The organism is Nocardioides sp. Arc9.136 (assembly GCF_030506255.1).
GTDB lineage: Bacteria > Actinomycetota > Actinomycetes > Propionibacteriales > Nocardioidaceae > Nocardioides.
This window is the reverse complement of the sequence record NZ_CP113431.1, coordinates 742,924-759,528: the sequence shown is the minus strand read 5'-3', so window position 1 is coordinate 759,528 and position 16,605 is coordinate 742,924. Positions and strand designations below refer to the sequence as shown.

The window sequence follows — 16,605 nt, the reverse complement described above, 5'->3', positions numbered from 1 at the left end:
CCCCTCAGTCGAGGACCTCGAAGCGGAGCCCCGCGGCCTGCAGGCGGGCCAGCAGGTGCTCGCCCATCGCCGCGGCCGTGGTGACCGACCCCGAGGTGGGCGGGTTGTCGTCGAGCGCCAGGCACATCGCGGACTCGGCGAGCATCGTGGCGGTCTCGCCGTACCCGGGATCACCGCCCGAGACGCGGGTGCGCACGGTCCGGCCACCGGACTCGCCGACGAAGTCGACGGTGAACCACGACCTCTCCCGCCGCGCCTCGTCGGGGCCCTCGCCCTGCTTGATCCGGCTCAGCAGGAGGTTGCGCACGGGGCCGACCTGCGCGGCGGCGGCCAGCGCGGTCACGCCGACGGCTCCGCCCGCGGCGTACCGCAGGGTCTTGGTGCCGGCGTAGTGGGAGTAGCGGAACTCCGGACCGTACGCCGCGAGGGCGTCGCCGCTGCGCGCGACGATGAACGGGTCGATCGTGGGCAGCGGGAGCAGCCAGTAGCCGGTGACCGGGTCCTTGTGCGGCTTGCCGGCGACGGCCCGCGACGAACGGCCCTCGGGCCGCTGGCCGAGCCGCTTCTCCAGCGCCCGCCGCTCGCTCGACGCCGTGCGCATCTGCCGGGCGCGGGAGAACTGCGTCATCGCGGAGTGGAAGGTGCCGCCGGAGACCGTGCCACTGCCGCGCACCACGCCACGCAGGCTGAGCGGGCCGTCGACCGGCGCGAGCTGCTGGACGGTGAAGAAGGCGCCGAGGTCGTGCGGGACGGAGTCGAAGCCGCAGGCGTGCACGATCCGGGCACCGCTGCGCTGGGCGGCCTCGTGGTGCGCGGTGAACATCCGGTCGACGAACTCGGGCTCGCCGGTGAGGTCGAGGTAGTCGGTGCCGGCCTCGGCGCACGCGGCGACCAGGGGCTCGCCGTGGGTGAGGTACGGCCCGACGGTGGTCACGACGACCCGGGTGGAGGCCGCGAGGTCGGCGAGCGAGGCGGGGTCGGTGCTGTCGGCCGTCAGGAGGGGTAGGTCGGCCAGCCGCGGCTCGATGCGGGCCAGCCGGTCGCGCACCCGCGCCAGCTTCTCGGCGTTGCGCCCGGCGATCGCCCACCGCAGCCCCTCGGGGGCGTGCCGGGCGAGGTACTCGGCGGTCAGCCCGCCGGTGAAGCCGGTGGCGCCGAGGAGGACGACGTCGTGGGCGCGGTCGGGAGCGCGGTCGCTGGCCATGGCTGAAACGTACGCTGGAGGCATGTGCCGGAACATCCGCCCCCTCAACAACTTCGAGCCGCCGGCGACCGGCGACGAGGTCACCGCGGCGGCCCTGCAGTACGTCCGCAAGGTCAGCGGCACCACCAAGCCCTCGCAGGCCAACCAGGCGACGTTCGACCGGGCCGTCGCCGAGATTGCGCACATCACCCAGCACCTGCTCGAGGACCTCGTCACCACCGCACCGCCGAAGAACCGCGAGGTGGAGGCGGACAAGGCGCGCGCCCGGGCCGCGCTGCGCTACGGCCGATGACCCCGACGGCCGAGCACCCCACCGGGCACGACACCGGGTACGACGCGGCGCTGGCCCTCCTCGGGGCCGGACCGCTCGTCGTGCTGACCGGCGCCGGGCTCTCGACCGACTCCGGCATCCCCGACTACCGGGGCCCGGGCCGGCCGCCCCGCTCGCCGATGATGTTCGCGGAGTTCGTCTCGGGACCTGCGGCGCGGCAGCGCTACTGGGCCCGCAGCCACCTCGGCTGGGGCCGGATGCGGCACGCCGACCCCAACCCCGGGCACCAGGCGCTCGCCGAGATCGACCCCGAGCTGCTCATCACCCAGAACGTCGACGGCCTGCACGAGCGGGTCGGCCAGCGGCGGCTGGTGACCCTGCACGGCCGGATCGCCGAGGTCGTGTGCCTGGACTGCCGGACGGTCTCGGCCCGCGCGGACCTGCACGACCGGATGACCGCGGCCAACCCCGGGTTCGCCGAGCAGCACGCGGCGGTGGCGGTCAACCCCGACGGCGACGTGGAGCTCGACGACCCCCAGGTGGTCGCGGGCTTCGTCGTCCCCGCGTGCGAGGAGTGCGGCGGGGTGCTCAAGCCGCACGTGGTGTTCTTCGGCGAGAACGTGCCGCCCGACCGGGTCGAGCGCTGCTACGCCGCCGTCGACGACCTGGCGGCGACCGGGGGGACGCTGCTGGTGGCGGGGTCCAGCCTGACGGTGATGAGCGGGTTCCGGTTCGTGCGGCGGGCGGCCAAGGCCGGGACGCCGCTGGTGATCGTCAACCGGGGCGCGACCCGGGGCGACGAGCTGGCGACGTGCCGGCTCGACGTGGGCTGCAGCGAGCTGCTCAGCGAGCTTGCCGCACGACGCGGCGCCGCAGCTGGCCGAGGAGCTCCATCACGGCGGTGACGCCCTCCTCGCCGGCGGGCTCGCCTGCGCCGGCGACCAACCGGTCCGCGGTCTCCGGCGGCACTCGGGCGCCGACCTCGAGCACGTAGACGGTGTCCTCGAGCTCGAACTCGATGTCGGCCACCACGGCGAGGTGCTGCTCGCCGTCGGAGCCGGCCAGGACGACCGCCTCGTGCGGCTCCAGGCCGTGGCTCAGCGATGTCGACGAGTGCGCCACCCGCACGCGGCCGGCCCCGGTCGCGCGGTCAGGCGTCATCAGACGGTGCACGGTCTCTCCCCTCAGAGAACGGTCGCCGCCCCCGGCGACCGTGCCTACAACGCACCGCGGGGGGAACGGTGACGCCGGTACCCACTTTAGGGCGATGGTGTCCAGACCGGAAGGGACCCTCGGCACTGGTCGGGACCAGAACGCTCAGGTCCGGCCGGCCGGTGCCGACGAGAGGGGGAGGTCCGACCCTCCGGGGCTTCGTGCCCGCTGCGCCTCAGAGCTGGCGGACGAAGATGTGGTTCGCGGCCTCGGGGACGATCTCGGCGGTCTCGCCGCCGGAACCGATCAGCACGCCCTCGCCGGTCGCGATCACGGTGACGGTCTTGTCCGGCAGCGCGCCGACGCGGCGCAGCGCGCTCATCAGGACCTCGTCCTTCTGCATCTCCTCGGAGATGCGGCGCACCAGCACGCGACCCTCGGCCGAGCCCGCGGCGCGGGAGAGCGGCTCGACGCCGTCCATGAAGCTCTCGGGGAGCGACTCCTGGCCCAGCTCGGCCAGGCCCGGGATGGGGTTGCCGTACGGCGACTCCGTGGGGTGGTCGAGCAGCTCGAGCAGGCGGCGCTCGACGGTCTCGGACATGACGTGCTCCCAACGGCACGCCTCCTCGTGGACCAGCTCCCAGTCCAGGCCGATGACGTCGGTCAGCAGCCGCTCGGCCAGCCGGTGCTTGCGCATGACCCGCACGGCGAGGCGCCGGCCCTCGTCGGTGAGCTCCAGGTGGCGGTCGCCCTCGACGGTCACCAGCCCGTCCCGCTCCATCCGGGCGACGGTCTGGGAGACCGTCGGGCCGCTCTGGTGGAGACGCTCGGCGATCCGGGCACGCAGCGGGACGATCCCTTCCTCGACCAGCTCGTAGATGGTCCGGAGGTACATCTCGGTGGTGTCGATCAGGTCGCTCACGCCGCTCATTGTGTCCCATCGGCCATGCCGCGGCACCTCGCTGGGCACCGGAGGGGCGTGCCAGACGTGACCTCAGACTCTCCGGCCAGCACGGACCCCGACGGGCGGCGCACGATCATGTGGTTCCGGCGCGACCTGCGGCTGCGCGACAACCCGGCGCTGCTCGAGGCGTGTGCGGAGGGGGCGGTGCTCCCGCTGTTCGTCCTCGACCCGCACCTGTGGGGGCCGGCCGGGCCGAGCCGGCGCGCCTACCTGGCCGCCTCGTTGCGGGCCCTCGACGCGGGCCTGCGCGCGCTGGGGGCACCCGGCCTGCAGGTGGTCCGCGGCGACCCGGCACGCCGCGTGCCCCTCGCCGCCCGGGCCGTCGGCGCCGCCCGGGTGCACGTGGCGGCGGACTTCGGTCCCTACGGCCGCCGGCGCGACGAGGCGGTCGAGCGGGCGCTGGGCGAGGCCGGCGTCGAGCTGGTCCGCACCGGGTCGCCGTACGCCGTGCCGCCCGGCGAGGTCGTCAACGGCTCGGGCGACCACTACCGCGTGTTCACGCCGTTCTACCGGGCCTGGCAGCAGCAGGAGCGGCCCGACCCGGTGCCGGCACCGCGCCACGGGGCGTGGGTGGCGCTCGAGGCGGACACCACCGGGATCCCCGACCCCCCGCTCCCCCCGGGGCTCGAGCTGCCCGAGGCCGGCGAGGACGCCACCCGGGACCGGTGGGCCGACTTCCTCGAGCACCGGGTCGACGACTACGACGAGGAGCGGAACCTCCCGGGCACGGACGGCACCTCGCGGATGTCGGTGCACCTGAAGTACGGCGAGGTGCACCCCCGGCAGCTGCTGGCCGACCTCGCCCGGAGGCGGAGCACCGGCGCGGCGACGTACGCCAAGGAGCTGGGGTGGCGGGAGTTCTACGCCGACGTGCTCTGGCACCAGCCGCGCACCGCGCGGGAGTACTACAAGACGCAGTACGCGAACCTCGCCTACGACGAGCCCGGCGAGCTGTTCGCGGCCTGGCAGGAGGGTCGCACCGGCTTCCCGGTCGTGGACGCCGGGATGCGGCAGCTGCGCTCGGTCGGCTGGATGCACAACCGGGTCCGGATGATCACCGCGAGCTTCCTGGTCAAGGACCTGCACGTGGAGTGGCAGCACGGCGCCCGGCACTTCCTGCACTGGCTGGCCGACGGCGACCTGGCCTCCAACAACCACGGCTGGCAGTGGGTGGCCGGCTCCGGCACCGACCCCTCGCCGTTCTTCCGCGTCTTCAACCCCACCGGCCAGGGCCGCAAGTTCGACCCCGACGGCTCCTACGTCCGGCGCTGGGTCGCCGAGCTCGCCGACCCCGAGCAGGTGCCCGACCCGCACGAGCCGTCGAGCGAGGTGCGAGCGGCGGTGGGCTACCCCGAGCCGGTCGTCGACCACGCCGAGGAGCGCCGTGAGGCGCTGGCCCGGTGGGAGCGGATCCGGTGAGGTCGGCAGACTGCCCCGGGTGACCACCTCCACCTCGCCCGGCGCCGCTCCCCTGCTCGTCCCCGCCCGCTTCAACGGCCCGCCGGGCTCGGGCAACGGAGGTTGGTGCGCCGGGGCGGTCGCGGCGCGGGTCGGCGGGACCGGAGCCGTCGAGGTGCGGCTGCGCAAGCCGCCGCCGCTGGAGGAGCCGATGGAGGTCGCCGAGCGCGACGGCTGGACGGTGGCGCTGCGGGGCGGCGAGGTCGTCCTGCAGGCCCGGCCGGCCGCCGAGCCGCTGCCCGACCCGCTCGAGCCGGTCGCGCCCGAGCACGCCCGTGCCGCCGCGGCGGCGTACGCCGGCTTCGGCAGCCACCCGTTCGGCCACTGCTTCTCGTGCGGCACCGAGCGGGCCGCCGGCGACGGCCTGCGGATCTTCCCCGGGCCGGTCGCCGACGGCCTGGTCGCGGCGCCCTGGACCCCGCACCCCGACCACACCTCGGTCGAGGCGACCTGGTCCGCGATCGACTGCGCCGGCGCGTGGGCGGCCGGGATCGGCGAGCGCGCGATGGTGCTCGGCTCGATGACCGCGCGGGTGGTGGCGCTGCCAGAGGCCGGCGCCGAGCACGTCGTCACCGGCGCGGTGCGCCGCCGCGACGGCCGTCGCCACCACACGGCGACCGCCCTGCGCACCGGCGACGGCGAGCTGCTCGCGGCCGCCGAGCAGGTGTGGTTCGAGATCGACCCGGCCACCTTCGGCTGACGCTCCGGTGGGCGAGCGCCGTCTGGTTTCATGGAGGGCATGGCTTTGAACGATCCAACCCATGCGTCCGACGCCGGAGCCGGCTCCGAGTGGTGGCGGCACGCGGTCACCTACCAGGTCTACGTCCGCAGCTTCGCCGACAGCGACGGTGACGGCATCGGCGACCTGCCCGGCATCACCTCGCGGCTGCCGTACCTGCGCGACCTCGGGGTGGACGCCCTGTGGATCACGCCGTTCTACACCTCCCCGCAGCACGACCACGGGTACGACGTGGCGGACTACTGCGACGTCGACCCGCGCTTCGGCACCCTCGCCGACGCCGACACCCTCGTCGCGACCGCGCACGACCTGGGCCTGAAGGTGATCGTCGACCTGGTCCCCAACCACAGCTCGAACGAGCACGTGTGGTTCCAGGCGGCGCTCGCCGCGGAGCCGGGCAGCCCCGAGCGTGCCCGCTACATCTTCCGCGAGTCCCCCGCCGACCGCCCCGGCGAGCCGCCGAACAACTGGCTCTCGGTCTTCGGCGGCCCGGCGTGGACCCAGCTGCCCGACGGGCAGTGGTACCTCCACCTCTTCGACTCCAGCCAGCCCGACTTCGACTGGCGCAACCCCGAGGTCGGCGACATGTTCGCCGACGTGCTGCGCTTCTGGCTCGACCGCGGCGTGGACGGGTTCCGCGTCGACGTGGCCCACGGGCTGGTCAAGGAGGAGGGCCTGCGCGACCAGGAGGTCGGCGAGGGCGAGGAGCTCGGCAGCGGCGCCCCGATCAACGAGGAGCACTCGATGGTCGAGCGCACCCTGCGCGACGAGCCGATGTGGGACCAGCCCGAGGTGCACGACGTCTACCGCCGCTGGCACGCCGTCCTCGAGGAGTACGACGGCGACCGGATGATGGTGGCCGAGGCGTGGACGCAGACGCCGGAGTCGATGGCGCGGTTCGTGCGGCCCGACGAGATGCAGCAGTCGTTCAACTTCGCCTGGCTGCTCGCGCCGTGGTCGGCCAAGGCGTTCGCCGACGTCATCACCGGCACGCTCGAGGCGGTCGCCCCGGTGGGCGCCTCCCCCACCTGGGTGCTCAGCAACCACGACGTCGTCCGGCACGTCACGCGGTACGGCGGCGGCGCGACCGGCCTGGCGCGGGCCCGCGCCGCGACGCTGGCGATGCTCGCCCTCCCCGGCTCCTCCTACCTCTACGAGGGCGAGGAGCTCGGCCTCGAGCAGGTCGACGTGGAGCCGGAGTTCCGGCAGGACCCCTCGTGGTTCCGCACCGGCGAGGTCGGCCGCGACGGCTGCCGCGTCCCGGTGCCGTGGAGCGGCGACGCGCCGCCGTTCGGGTTCGGCCCGGGCACCGAGCAGCCCTGGCTCCCCCAGCCGTCGGACTGGGCCCCGCTGAGCGTGGAGGCCCAGGCGGGCGACCCCCACTCCACGCTGGCGTTCTACCGCTCGGCGCTGGCCGCGCGGCGAACCTTCGCCACCACCGCGGGCGACGACGTCGAGGTCCTGGCCAGCGGCCACGACGACGTGCTGGCCTTCCGCCGCGGACCGGTCACGGTGGTGGTCAACTGCGGCGACGAGACGGTGCCGCTGCCCGAGGGTGAGCTGCTGCTCGCGAGCGGTCCGGTCGTGGACGGCCTCGCGCCCGACACCGCCGCCTGGCTCGCGGGCTGACCCCCGACGCACGTGATGCCCAGCGCGCGCCGGGGCGCGCGCTGGGCATCACGAGGCGGGTCGGACGGGCCTACTCCAGGCCCAGCGTCCGGTTGTAGCGGGCGAGGGTGTCCGCGAAGTCGGCGAGCTCCTCGTCGGACCAGTCACCGAGCCGCTCGTCGAGGTACTGGCGCCGCATCGCGGCGACCTCGTCGAGCCGGCGCACCGCGTCCTCGCTGGCCGACAGCAGCGTGGCCCGGCCGTCCTTCGGGTCCGGCGACCGGTCGATCAGCTGCAGGTCCATCAGGTGCTGGACCTGCCGGCTGATCGCGCCCTTGTCGATGCCGAAGACCTCGGCCATCTCCGAGGCCCGCAGCTGGCCGCGGTCGACCAGGTAGCTGAGCATGAGGTACGACGAGGGCTGCAGGTCCGGGTGGACGGCCCGCGCGCGCTCGCCGATCACGCGGCGCACCCGGCGGATGACGACGCCGACCTCCTGCTCGAGCCGGCGCACCGACTCGCCGCGGTCGGTCACGGCCGGCTGCCCACCGGCGGGTGTCGAGGCGACCGTGGTCATCGTGCGCTCAGCTCGTCGGTCGCCTCGGGCGCCTTGGTGTCCGGCACGTCCGCGGTGCTGGTGCGCAGCGGCACCTCCTTGATGAAGAGCACGCACAGGAGGGCGACCACCGCGAAGGGCACCGAGACCATGAAGAGGTGGCCGGTCGCGTCGCCGAAGCTCTGCTCGTAGAGCGAGCGGATCGGGGCGGGCAGCTGGTCGAGGTCCGGGATGCTGCCCGAGCCGCCGGCCGCACCCGGGTCGACACCGAGCCGGCGCAGGCCGGAGGCCATGTGGTCGGAGACCTGGTGGGCCAGGAGCGCACCCAGGGCGGACACGCCGATCGTGCCGCCGATGGAGCGGAAGAACGCGACGACGGAGCTGGCGGCGCCGAGGTCGGCGGCCTTGGCGTTGTTCTGCACGGCCAGGACGAGGTTCTGCATGGTCGCACCCATGCCGACGCCGAGGACTGCCATGAACAGGCCGACGACGGCGAGGGAGGTGTCGGCGTCGATGGTCGCGAGCAGCGCGAAGCCGGCGACGACGAGGACCGAGCCACCGACGAGCCAGCGCTTCCACAGGCCCGTGGCGGTGATGACCTTGCCGGAGACGATGCTCGAGACGAGCAGGCCGCCGACCATGCAGATCGACATCAGGCCCGCGTGGGTCGGGGACATGCCCCGCGACATCTGGAAGTACTGGCTCAGGTAGACCGTCGAGCCGAACATCGCGACACCGATCATCACCGAGGCCAGCGTGGCCAGCGACGTGGTGCGGTCGCGGAAGAGGCGCAGCGGGACGACCGGCTCGCTGGCGACCTTCGCCTCGACGTACAGCGCGGCGGCGATGACCACGGCCGCGGCGACGAGCATGACCGCGGTGGTGGCGGAGGCCCAGGCGAACTGGTCGCCGGCCAGGGAGACCCAGATCAGCAGGATGGAGACACCCGCGACGATCAGCGTCGCGCCGGTGTAGTCGATCTTGACGTCCCGCCTGACCACCGGCAGATGCAGCTTGAGCTGCAGCACGACGAAGGCGAGCAGGGCGACCGGGATGCCGACGTAGAAGCACCCGCGCCAGCCGAGCGGGGAGTCCACGATCAGGCCGCCGAGCAGCGGGCCGCTCACGGTCGCGGTGGCGAAGACGGCACCGATGTAGCCGGAGTAGCGGCCGCGCTCACGCGGGCTCACCATCGAGGCGATGACGACCTGGACCAGCGCGGTGAGACCACCGACGCCGAGGCCCTGGAAGGCCCGGGCGCCGATCAGCACCTCCATGTTGGGGGCGAGACCGGCGATGAGCGAGCCGATGGCGAAGATGACGAGCGCGACCTGCACCAGCATCTTCTTGCTGAACAGGTCGGCGAGCTTGCCCCAGATGGGCGTCGTCGCGGTCATCGTCAGCAGCGTCGCCACGACGACCCAGGTGTAGCCGCTCTGGCTGCCCTCGAGGTCGGTGACGATGCGTGGCAGGGCGTTGCTGACCACGGTGCTGGAGAGCATGGCGACGAACATCGCCAGCAGGAGGCCGGAGAGGGCCTCGAGGATCTCGCGGTGGGTCATCTCGCCGGACTGCGCAGCAGTCGGCGCGGGTGGTGCCTGGGTCACGGGTTCTCGCTTCGTCGGTACGGGTGCTGCAGTCATGCTCAGTCAAAGGTTGACGGAGGCAACTTTATTCCGTCCTCGCCCCACGACCAACTCCCCGCGCACCGGACCCGGCCGGAAATGCAGCGACCCGCAGGTGTGGCCCCCTGTCGGGGGCCGAGCCGGCGGACGGGGCCGGTTCACCTGCGGGTCGGGCAGCTGCTTGGGATTCGCCAGCAGCGTCAGGGCTCGTGGCACGAGCCCGTCGTCCTGCTGGGGCTGCTAGCGGGCAGCCACCTCACGCGTCCAAGAAGAACTCATTCTCCGGACCACCTCCTTTCCCGTGTACGGCAACGGTAGGTCGCGCACCGGGGACGCTCAAGGGGATTACGGGGCCAACCGCTGCGTCCGCCACGCGTCACCCGATCGGGTGTAGACCAGCCGGTCGTGCATCCGGCCCGGCCGGCCCTGCCAGAACTCCACGGCCTCGGGCCGCACGACGTACCCGCCCCACTCCTCGGGCACCGGGAGCCCGCCGTCCGGCACGTCGGCGAAGCGCGCCTCGACCTCGTCGTACGCCGCGGCGAGCTCCTCGCGCCCGGCGACCGGGCGGGACTGGTGGGAGGCCCAGGCACCGAGCTGGGAGCCGCGCGGACGGACCGCGAAGTAGTCGGCGACCGCCTCGCGCGACAGCGGCTCGGCGACACCGTCGACGCGCACCTGCCGCTCGAGGAGGTGCCAGGGGAAGAGCAGCGCGCACCGGGGGTTGGCCGCGAGCTCGGCGCCCTTGCGCGAGCCGGTGTTGGTGAAGAAGACGAAGCCGCGCTCGTCGAGGCCCTTGAGCAGCACCATCCGCGAGGACGGCTGCCCGTCGGCGGAGACGGTGGCGACCACCATCGCGTTGGGCTCGTGGACGGCGTCCTCGACCTCCGCGAACCAGCGCCGGAACATCGTCACCGGGTCCGGCGCCAGGTCGTCCTCGGCCAGCCCGGCCGCGGCGTACTCGTGCCGGAGGCTGCGCAGGTCCAGCTCGCCTCGTGCGGGGTCTCGTGCGGGGTCGGCCATGCCGCCAGCGTAGGGATGGGTACAGAATGCCCGGGGCCCACCCGTCCGGGTGCGTCACGCACTGCGACAAGGAGTCAGGACGATGGTGGACGTGCACCACGGGCTCGAGGGCGTCGTCGCCTTCGAGACGGAGATCGCGGAGCCCGACAAGGAGGGCTCGGCGCTGCGCTACCGCGGCGTCGACATCGAGGACATCGTCGGGCGGGTGCCGTTCGAGAACGTCTGGGGCCTGCTCATCGACGGCTCCTTCGACCCCGGCCTGCCGCCGGCCGAGGCCTACAACATCCCGGTCCACACCGGCGACGTGCGCGTCGACGTCCAGGCCGCGATCGCGATGCTCGCGCCGGCCTTCGGCTTCCGCCAGACCTACGACATCTCCGACGAGCAGGCCCGCGCCGACCTCTCCCGCGTCGCCGTCATGGTGCTGTCCTATGCCGCGCAGTCCGCCCGCGGCCTGCACCAGCCCGTCGTGCCGCAGTCGGTCGTCGACGAGGGCTCGACGCTCGCCGAGAAGTTCCTCGTCCGCTGGAAGGGCGAGGCCGACCCCAAGCACGTCAAGGCGATCGACGCCTACTGGTCCTCGGCCGCCGAGCACGGCATGAACGCCTCGACCTTCACCGCCCGCGTCATCACCTCCACCGGCGCCGACGTGGCCGCCGCGTTCTCCGGCGCCATCGGCGCGATGTCGGGACCGCTGCACGGCGGCGCGCCCTCGCGGGTGCTCGGCATGATCAGCGACGTCGAGGAGTCCGGCGACGCGACGGCGTACGTCAAGGGCCTGCTCGACCGCGGCGAGCGGCTGATGGGCTTCGGCCACCGCGTCTACCGCGCGGAGGACCCCCGCGCCCGCGTGCTGCGCCGCACCGCTCGGGAGCTCGACGCGCCTCGCTACGAGGTCGCCGAGGCGCTCGAGAAGGCCGCGCTCGCCGAGCTGCGCGAGCGCCGGCCCGACCGTGTGCTCGAGACGAACGTGGAGTTCTGGGCCGCCATCGTCCTGGACTTCGCCGAGGTCCCGGCGAACATGTTCACCTCGATGTTCACCTGCGCCCGCACCGGCGGCTGGTCGGCGCACATCCTGGAGCAGAAGCGCACCGGCCGGCTCATCCGGCCCTCCGCGGTCTACACCGGCCCCGCCGCGCGCGGGCCCGAGACCATCGAGGGCTGGAAGGCCGAGTGGGCGGAGTGAGCCGCACCGCCTGACCGCACCGCCTGAACGACCACCGCCGGCCGTCGACCCCTCCGGGTCGGCGGCCGGTGTCGTCCTCCGGTGCCGTCGGGGGCGGCCGCTCAGCCGGCGTCGACCCGCCCGGCGTACCAGGACGTCCTCCCGCGACCGGCCTTGCGGGTCAGCGAGATGTGCACGTGGTCGCGGTGGCGCAGGGTGGCCGAGCACTTCGCGCGCTTGCGGCACGAGGAGCTCAGGTAGGGCTCGGGCTCGAAGGCGTCCCACGCGGCGTACATCCGGTCGTCCCAGATGACGTACATGATGCCCATCCGGCGGGCCTTCGCGTGCTCGCGTCCCTTCGCGTCGGCGGCGAAGGCGTCGCGGAGGAACGCGCGTGCGGTGCGCCGCCCCTGCTTCGTGCTCGCGTCCAGGGTCCAGTCGAAGGCGCGGCCCTCGGCGTGCTCGGAGGTGCCGCTGCCGCAGCCGCGCGAGACCCCGCCCCAGGACCCGCCGTAGCGGCGCACGAGCCACCGGCCGAGTGCCTCGGTGCCGGGCTTGGCGTGCGGCGAGCACCTGGTCTGCGGTTGGTACGGCGCGTAGTCCTCGAGACCGGCGGCGGGCACGCTCGGGGCGAGCACGGCGACCAGGAGAAGGAGGGGCAGGACCAGGCGTCCCAGCAGGCGTCGGAGCAGTCGTCGGAGCACCGCAGGAGGGTACGGACGCGACCGGCCCGGGCGTGGCCGATCGGCGCGGACTCCCCCGGTCGGCCGCCGCGGACCGCCCGAGCGGGTCAGGTGCCGGTCACCGCGCGTCGTACGCCGCGCGGGCGGCCAGCACCTCGTCGAAGTGCCCGCGGGTCCACGCCTCGAGGGCGGCGACCGCCTCGACGAGGCTGCGACCGAGGTCGGTGAGGGTGTACTCCACCCGCGGCGGCACCTCGGCGAAGACCTCGCGGGTCGCCAGGCCGTCCCGCTCCAGGGCCCGCAGCGTCTGGGTCAGGACCTTGGGGCTGATCCCCTCGATCCCGCGCGCGAGCTCGGTGAACCGGTGGCTGCGGCGGGCCAGCAGGAGGAGCACCAGCACGGTCCAGCGGTCGCCGATCCGGTCGAGGACGGACCGGGTCGGGCACTCGGCGGAGAACGGGTCGGCGGCGGGTGCGGTGCTCACCTGGACACTATCCACCAGGTACCCAGTGCACTTCAAAGTGCCTCCTATCCGAAGGGAAGCAACATCTGACCTGCCCGGTTGGGGAGGGCGACCACCCCGCACACTCCCCAGGAGGACCCATGTCCATCGTCGTCACCGGAGCGACCGGCCACCTCGGCCGGCTCACCGTCGAGGCCCTGCTCGAGCGCGGCGTGCCCGCCGCCGACATCACCGCCACGGGCCGCGCCACCGAGCGGATCGCCGACCTCGCCGAACGCGGCGTCCGCGTGCTGCGGGTCGACCTCGGCGACCGCGCCGCCGTCGACGCCGCCCTCGCCGGCGCCGAGAAGGTGCTGCTCGTCTCCGGCACCGAGCCCGACCGGGTCGCGCAGCACGGCACCGTGGTCGACGCCGCCGTCGCGGCGGGCGTCGCGCACCTCGTCTACACGTCCGCGCCCCGCGCCACCACGACGTCGATGCTGCTCGCCGGTGCGCACCGCGAGACCGAGGAGCTGCTCGCCGCGAGCGGGCTGGCCACCACGGTGCTGCGCAACGCCTGGTACGTCGAGAACTACACCGGCCAGGTCGACACCTACCGCGAGCACGGCATGCTCGGCGCCGCCGGGGAGGGCCGGGTGTCGGTGGCGCTCCGCTCGGAGTACGCCGAGGCCGCCGCCGCGGTGCTGGCGGGCGAGGGCCACGAGGGCCGGACCTACGAGCTCGGCGGCCCCGCCGTCACGCTCCCCGAGATCGCCGCGGCCGTCTCCGGCGCGATCGGCCAGGAGGTGGCCTACACCGACGTGCCCGTCGAGCAGCTCCGCCAGGTGCTGGCCGGCGCCGGCGTGCCCGCACCCATGGACGCCGTGCTGGCCGACGTGGACCGCGCCATCTCGGTCGGTGAGCTGGAGGTCGACCCCGCCGACCTCGAGTCCCTGCTCGGCCGCCCGGTGACCCCGCTCGCCGAGGCCGTGCGCCGCGCCCTGGGCTGACCCCTCAGGCCGGGGTCAGCACCTTGGCGTAGCAGCGGGACAGCGGGGCGTCCTTGTAGTAGCCGAAGCCCGGGACCGAGGCGTAGCCGCACGACTCGTAGAGCGCCATGGCCTCGGGCTGGCGCAGGCCGGTCTCGAGGACGAGCGCCTCGTACCCCGCCTCGGCGGCCGTCCGCTCGAGGTGGTCGAGCATCCGGCGGGCGTGGCCGCGGCGCTGGGCCGCGGGCACGACGTACATCCGCTTGACCTCGGCCGTCCCGGTCGTCCCCAGCGCCTCGACGCCCGAGCGGCGCCAGGCGCCGGTGGCGACCGGGGTGCCGCCGACGTACCCCACGAAGAAGCTGCCCGTCGGCGGCACGAACATCTCCGGCTCCACCGGCGACTCGTCGCGGCCGCCGTACCGCGCGACGTACTCCTCCTGGACCTGCTCGATCAGCGCGACCGCGTCCGGGTGGCCGTAGTCGACGCGGACGACGCGCAGTCGGTCCCCGCCCGCCTCAGGCGAGCGAGCCTCCACAGCTGTCACAGAACCTCGCATCCGGGTCGTTGCGCACGCCGCAGGAGCGGCAGTACGGGCCGGCCGCCGGCGCCCCGCGGGTCTGCGGGCCGTCGTCGACGGTGCGGCCGGCACCCATGATCCCCTGCCCGTCGGAGAGGTACCACGCGGAGTCCTTGAGGACGGGCACGGTCTCGCCGGCGCCGTACCGGGCGGCCACCCCGCCGAAGCCGGCCTGCAGGCACAGCACCCCGACCATGAGGACCAGGAAGCCGCCGACGAAGCAGGCGATCCCGGTGGTCGGCGCGTCCCAGCCGTCGTGGCCGAGGAAGGAGGCGAAGCCGTAGCCGGAGACCGCGAGGCCGACCGGCGCCAGGACGCAGCCGGCGACGCGGAAGGACGTGCGGGCGCCGGACTGGTGGCGCAGCCCGGGGTGGTCACCGGTCATGAGGTCCTCCGATTCCGTGGAGCCCCGGGCCTGCTGAGAGACTCGAGGAGCGCTGACAGCGTCGTCAGGGAGCACCTCCTACCCACCCGGAAGGCAGTTCATGACCGACGTGGCCCACCTGGAGTCGCCGGACCGGCTCCGCATCCCCGCCGACCTGCTGCCCGCCGACGGCCGCTTCGGCGCGGGGCCCTCGAAGGTGCAGGCCGAGCACCTCGACGCCCTCGCCGCGACCGGCACCTCGCTGATGGGCACCTCCCACCGCCAGGAGCCGGTGCGGGCGGTCGTCCGGCGCGTGCGCGAGGGGCTGGCCGAGCTGTTCTCGATGCCGGAGGGGCACCAGGTCGTGCTCGGCAACGGCGGCGCGACGGCGTTCTGGGACGCCGCGACGTACGGGCTCGTGGAGCGGCGCAGCCAGCACCTGGTCTTCGGGGAGTTCTCGCAGAAGTTCGCGACCGCCGCCACCGCCGCACCGTGGCTGGAGGAGCCGAGCGTCGTCACCGCGCCGCCGGGCTCGCTGCCCTCGGCCGTGGCCGAGGAGGGCGTCGACGTCTACGCCTGGGCGCAGAACGAGACCTCCACCGCCGTCATGGCCCCCGTCGTCCGGCCCGCCGGCACCACCGCCGACGAGGCGCTGGTGCTGGTCGACGCCACGTCCGGCGCCGGCGGGCTGCCGGTCGACCTCACCCAGGTCGACGCCTACTACTTCGCACCGCAGAAGTGCTTCGCCTCCGACGGCGGGCTCTGGCTGGCGGTCATGTCGCCCGCCGCGCTGGAGCGGGCGGCGCGCGTCGCCGCCTCCGACCGGTACGTCCCGGCGTTCTTCGACCTGCCCACCGCCATCGAGCAGTCGGCCAAGGACCAGACCTACAACACCCCGTCGGTCGCGACGCTCTTCCTCATGGCCGAGCAGCTGGACTGGATGCTCGCCAACGGCGGCCTCGCCGGCATGGTCGAGCGGACCACGGCCTCCTCCTCGGCGCTCTACGGCTGGGCCGAGGCCTCCCCGCTCGCCTTCCCGTACGTCGCCGAGCCGGCGCACCGCTCGCTGGTCATCGGCACGATCGACTTCGAGCCGCAGGTCGACGCCGCCCGCCTCGCGGCGGTGCTCCGCGCCAACGGCATCGTCGACACCGAGCCCTACCGCAAGCTCGGCCGCAACCAGCTGCGGATCGCGATGTACCCCGCCGTCGACCCCGCCGACGTCGAGGCCCTCACCGCCTGCATCGACTGGGTCCTCGAGCGCCTCACCTGACCGCGACGGGTGGGGGGTCGAGCCGCGAGCTGATGGCGTCGTACGCCCGCCGGCCGAAGGCGACCATCCGCGCCTCCTCGACGGAGGTGCGGGTGGTGCGGAGGGTCTCCAGGGCGGCGTCGACGGCGTCGCCGAGCGGCCACCCGTAGACACCGGCGGAGACCAGCGGGAAGGCGACCGACCGGGCGCCGAGCTCGTCGGCGACCTCGAGGGCCCGGCGGTAGCAGGAGGTCAGGAGCGACCGGTCGGTCTCCCCGGCGGTGCGGTTCGGGCCGACGACGTGGATGACCCAGCGGGCCGGCATCCGGCCGGCGGTGGTCCAGCCGGCGTCGCCGGTGGCCAGGCCCCGGGGGAAGCGGCGCTCGCAGTCGGCCAGCACCTCCGGGCCGCCCGCGGCGTGGACGGCGCCGTCCACCCCGCCCCCGCCCCGCATCCGCCGGTTGGCGGCGTTGACGACCGCGTCGACGTGCTGCTCGGTGATGTCGCCCTCGACGACGGTGATCCGCATC

19 protein-coding genes are annotated in these 16,605 nt (G+C 74.1%); 8 read left to right on the top strand and 11 right to left on the bottom strand.

Features of this window, described 5'->3' with window-relative positions; all coding sequences use genetic code 11:
- Window positions 1-4 precede the first annotated feature (4 nt).
- A complete protein-coding gene (locus tag OSR43_RS03575; RefSeq protein WP_302269660.1) occupies window positions 5-1,204 on the bottom strand; it encodes a trans-acting enoyl reductase family protein in 1,200 nt (399 codons plus the stop codon).
- A gap of 22 nt (window positions 1,205-1,226) precedes the next feature.
- Here OSR43_RS03575 and OSR43_RS03570 point away from each other — a divergent pair, with 22 nt between their 5' ends.
- Together OSR43_RS03570 and OSR43_RS03565 are read left to right on the top strand one after the other, a co-directional pair.
- Complete coding sequence (locus OSR43_RS03570) at window positions 1,227-1,496, top strand: DUF2277 domain-containing protein (protein ID WP_302269659.1); 270 nt, start codon at window positions 1,227-1,229, stop codon at window positions 1,494-1,496.
- A complete protein-coding gene (locus tag OSR43_RS03565) occupies window positions 1,493-2,380 on the top strand; it encodes a Sir2 family NAD-dependent protein deacetylase (protein WP_302269658.1) in 888 nt (295 codons plus the stop codon). Before OSR43_RS03570 ends, OSR43_RS03565 begins: the two co-directional genes overlap by 4 nt.
- Here the strand turns inward: OSR43_RS03565 and OSR43_RS03560 are convergent.
- On the bottom strand, window positions 2,319-2,636 hold the full coding sequence (locus OSR43_RS03560) for a hypothetical protein (protein WP_302269657.1): 318 nt from the start codon (window positions 2,634-2,636) through the stop codon (window positions 2,319-2,321). The genes OSR43_RS03565 and OSR43_RS03560 overlap by 62 nt on opposite strands.
- Window positions 2,637-2,862: 226 nt before the next feature.
- The gene (locus OSR43_RS03555) at window positions 2,863-3,549 is read right to left on the bottom strand and encodes a metal-dependent transcriptional regulator (protein ID WP_302269655.1); all 687 of its coding nucleotides are present in this window, start codon (window positions 3,547-3,549) and stop codon (window positions 2,863-2,865) included.
- Window positions 3,550-3,615: 66 nt separating this feature from the next.
- Between OSR43_RS03555 and OSR43_RS03550 the strand changes: the two genes are divergently transcribed.
- The 3 genes from OSR43_RS03550 to OSR43_RS03540 are packed head-to-tail and all read left to right on the top strand — an operon-like array spanning window position 3,616 to window position 7,417.
- Window positions 3,616-5,010, top strand: a complete 1,395-nt coding sequence (locus OSR43_RS03550) for a deoxyribodipyrimidine photo-lyase (protein ID WP_302269653.1) — start codon at window positions 3,616-3,618, stop codon at window positions 5,008-5,010.
- Window positions 5,011-5,029: 19 nt separating this feature from the next.
- Complete coding sequence (locus OSR43_RS03545; protein WP_302269652.1) at window positions 5,030-5,749, top strand: hypothetical protein; 720 nt, start codon at window positions 5,030-5,032, stop codon at window positions 5,747-5,749.
- Window positions 5,750-5,788: 39 nt separating this feature from the next.
- A complete protein-coding gene (locus tag OSR43_RS03540; RefSeq protein WP_302269651.1) occupies window positions 5,789-7,417 on the top strand; it encodes a glycoside hydrolase family 13 protein in 1,629 nt (542 codons plus the stop codon).
- A 70-nt stretch (window positions 7,418-7,487) separates the two neighbouring features.
- Here OSR43_RS03540 and OSR43_RS03535 read toward each other — a convergent pair whose 3' ends face one another.
- The 3 genes from OSR43_RS03535 to pdxH form a co-directional block, all read right to left on the bottom strand.
- On the bottom strand, window positions 7,488-7,973 hold the full coding sequence (locus tag OSR43_RS03535) for a MarR family winged helix-turn-helix transcriptional regulator (RefSeq protein WP_302269650.1): 486 nt from the start codon (window positions 7,971-7,973) through the stop codon (window positions 7,488-7,490).
- Entirely contained in the window at window positions 7,970-9,559 is a 1,590-nt protein-coding gene (locus OSR43_RS03530) for an MDR family MFS transporter (protein WP_367891513.1), read from the bottom strand. The genes OSR43_RS03535 and OSR43_RS03530 overlap by 4 nt, the downstream gene beginning before the upstream one ends.
- 363 nt (window positions 9,560-9,922) lie before the next feature.
- The gene (gene pdxH, locus OSR43_RS03525; RefSeq protein ID WP_302269649.1) at window positions 9,923-10,600 is read right to left on the bottom strand and encodes a pyridoxamine 5'-phosphate oxidase; all 678 of its coding nucleotides are present in this window, start codon (window positions 10,598-10,600) and stop codon (window positions 9,923-9,925) included.
- Window positions 10,601-10,682: 82 nt separating this feature from the next.
- On the opposite strand from pdxH, the gene OSR43_RS03520 reads away from it, so the two are divergent.
- Complete coding sequence (locus OSR43_RS03520) at window positions 10,683-11,786, top strand: citrate synthase 2 (RefSeq protein ID WP_302269648.1); 1,104 nt, start codon at window positions 10,683-10,685, stop codon at window positions 11,784-11,786.
- A gap of 101 nt (window positions 11,787-11,887) precedes the next feature.
- On the opposite strand, the gene OSR43_RS03515 is transcribed toward OSR43_RS03520, so the two are convergent.
- The gene (locus tag OSR43_RS03515; protein WP_302269646.1) at window positions 11,888-12,469 is read right to left on the bottom strand and encodes a hypothetical protein; all 582 of its coding nucleotides are present in this window, start codon (window positions 12,467-12,469) and stop codon (window positions 11,888-11,890) included.
- Window positions 12,470-12,566: 97 nt separating this feature from the next.
- Window positions 12,567-12,932 (bottom strand): helix-turn-helix domain-containing protein, encoded by a 366-nt coding sequence (locus OSR43_RS03510; protein ID WP_302269645.1) that lies wholly within the window; start codon window positions 12,930-12,932, stop codon window positions 12,567-12,569.
- A gap of 119 nt (window positions 12,933-13,051) precedes the next feature.
- On the opposite strand from OSR43_RS03510, the gene OSR43_RS03505 reads away from it, so the two are divergent.
- Window positions 13,052-13,900 carry an NmrA family NAD(P)-binding protein gene (locus OSR43_RS03505; protein ID WP_302269644.1) on the top strand — a complete coding sequence of 283 codons (849 nt, stop codon included), beginning with the start codon at window positions 13,052-13,054 and terminating at the stop codon, window positions 13,898-13,900.
- A gap of 4 nt (window positions 13,901-13,904) precedes the next feature.
- Here the strand turns inward: OSR43_RS03505 and OSR43_RS03500 are convergent, their stop codons facing one another.
- Together OSR43_RS03500 and OSR43_RS03495 are read right to left on the bottom strand one after the other, a co-directional pair.
- Complete coding sequence (locus tag OSR43_RS03500) at window positions 13,905-14,417, bottom strand: GNAT family N-acetyltransferase (RefSeq protein WP_302269642.1); 513 nt, start codon at window positions 14,415-14,417, stop codon at window positions 13,905-13,907.
- Window positions 14,398-14,844, bottom strand: coding sequence for a zinc ribbon domain-containing protein (locus OSR43_RS03495; protein WP_302269641.1), 447 nt, complete (start codon window positions 14,842-14,844; stop codon window positions 14,398-14,400). Before OSR43_RS03495 ends, OSR43_RS03500 begins: the two co-directional genes overlap by 20 nt.
- 100 nt (window positions 14,845-14,944) lie before the next feature.
- On the opposite strand from OSR43_RS03495, the gene serC reads away from it, so the two are divergent.
- A complete protein-coding gene (gene serC / locus OSR43_RS03490) occupies window positions 14,945-16,096 on the top strand; it encodes a phosphoserine transaminase (protein ID WP_302269640.1) in 1,152 nt (383 codons plus the stop codon).
- Here serC and OSR43_RS03485 read toward each other — a convergent pair.
- Window positions 16,089-16,604, bottom strand: a complete 516-nt coding sequence (locus OSR43_RS03485) for an O-acetyl-ADP-ribose deacetylase (RefSeq protein ID WP_302269639.1) — start codon at window positions 16,602-16,604, stop codon at window positions 16,089-16,091. The genes serC and OSR43_RS03485 overlap by 8 nt on opposite strands.
- Window position 16,605: the final 1 nt, after the last annotated feature.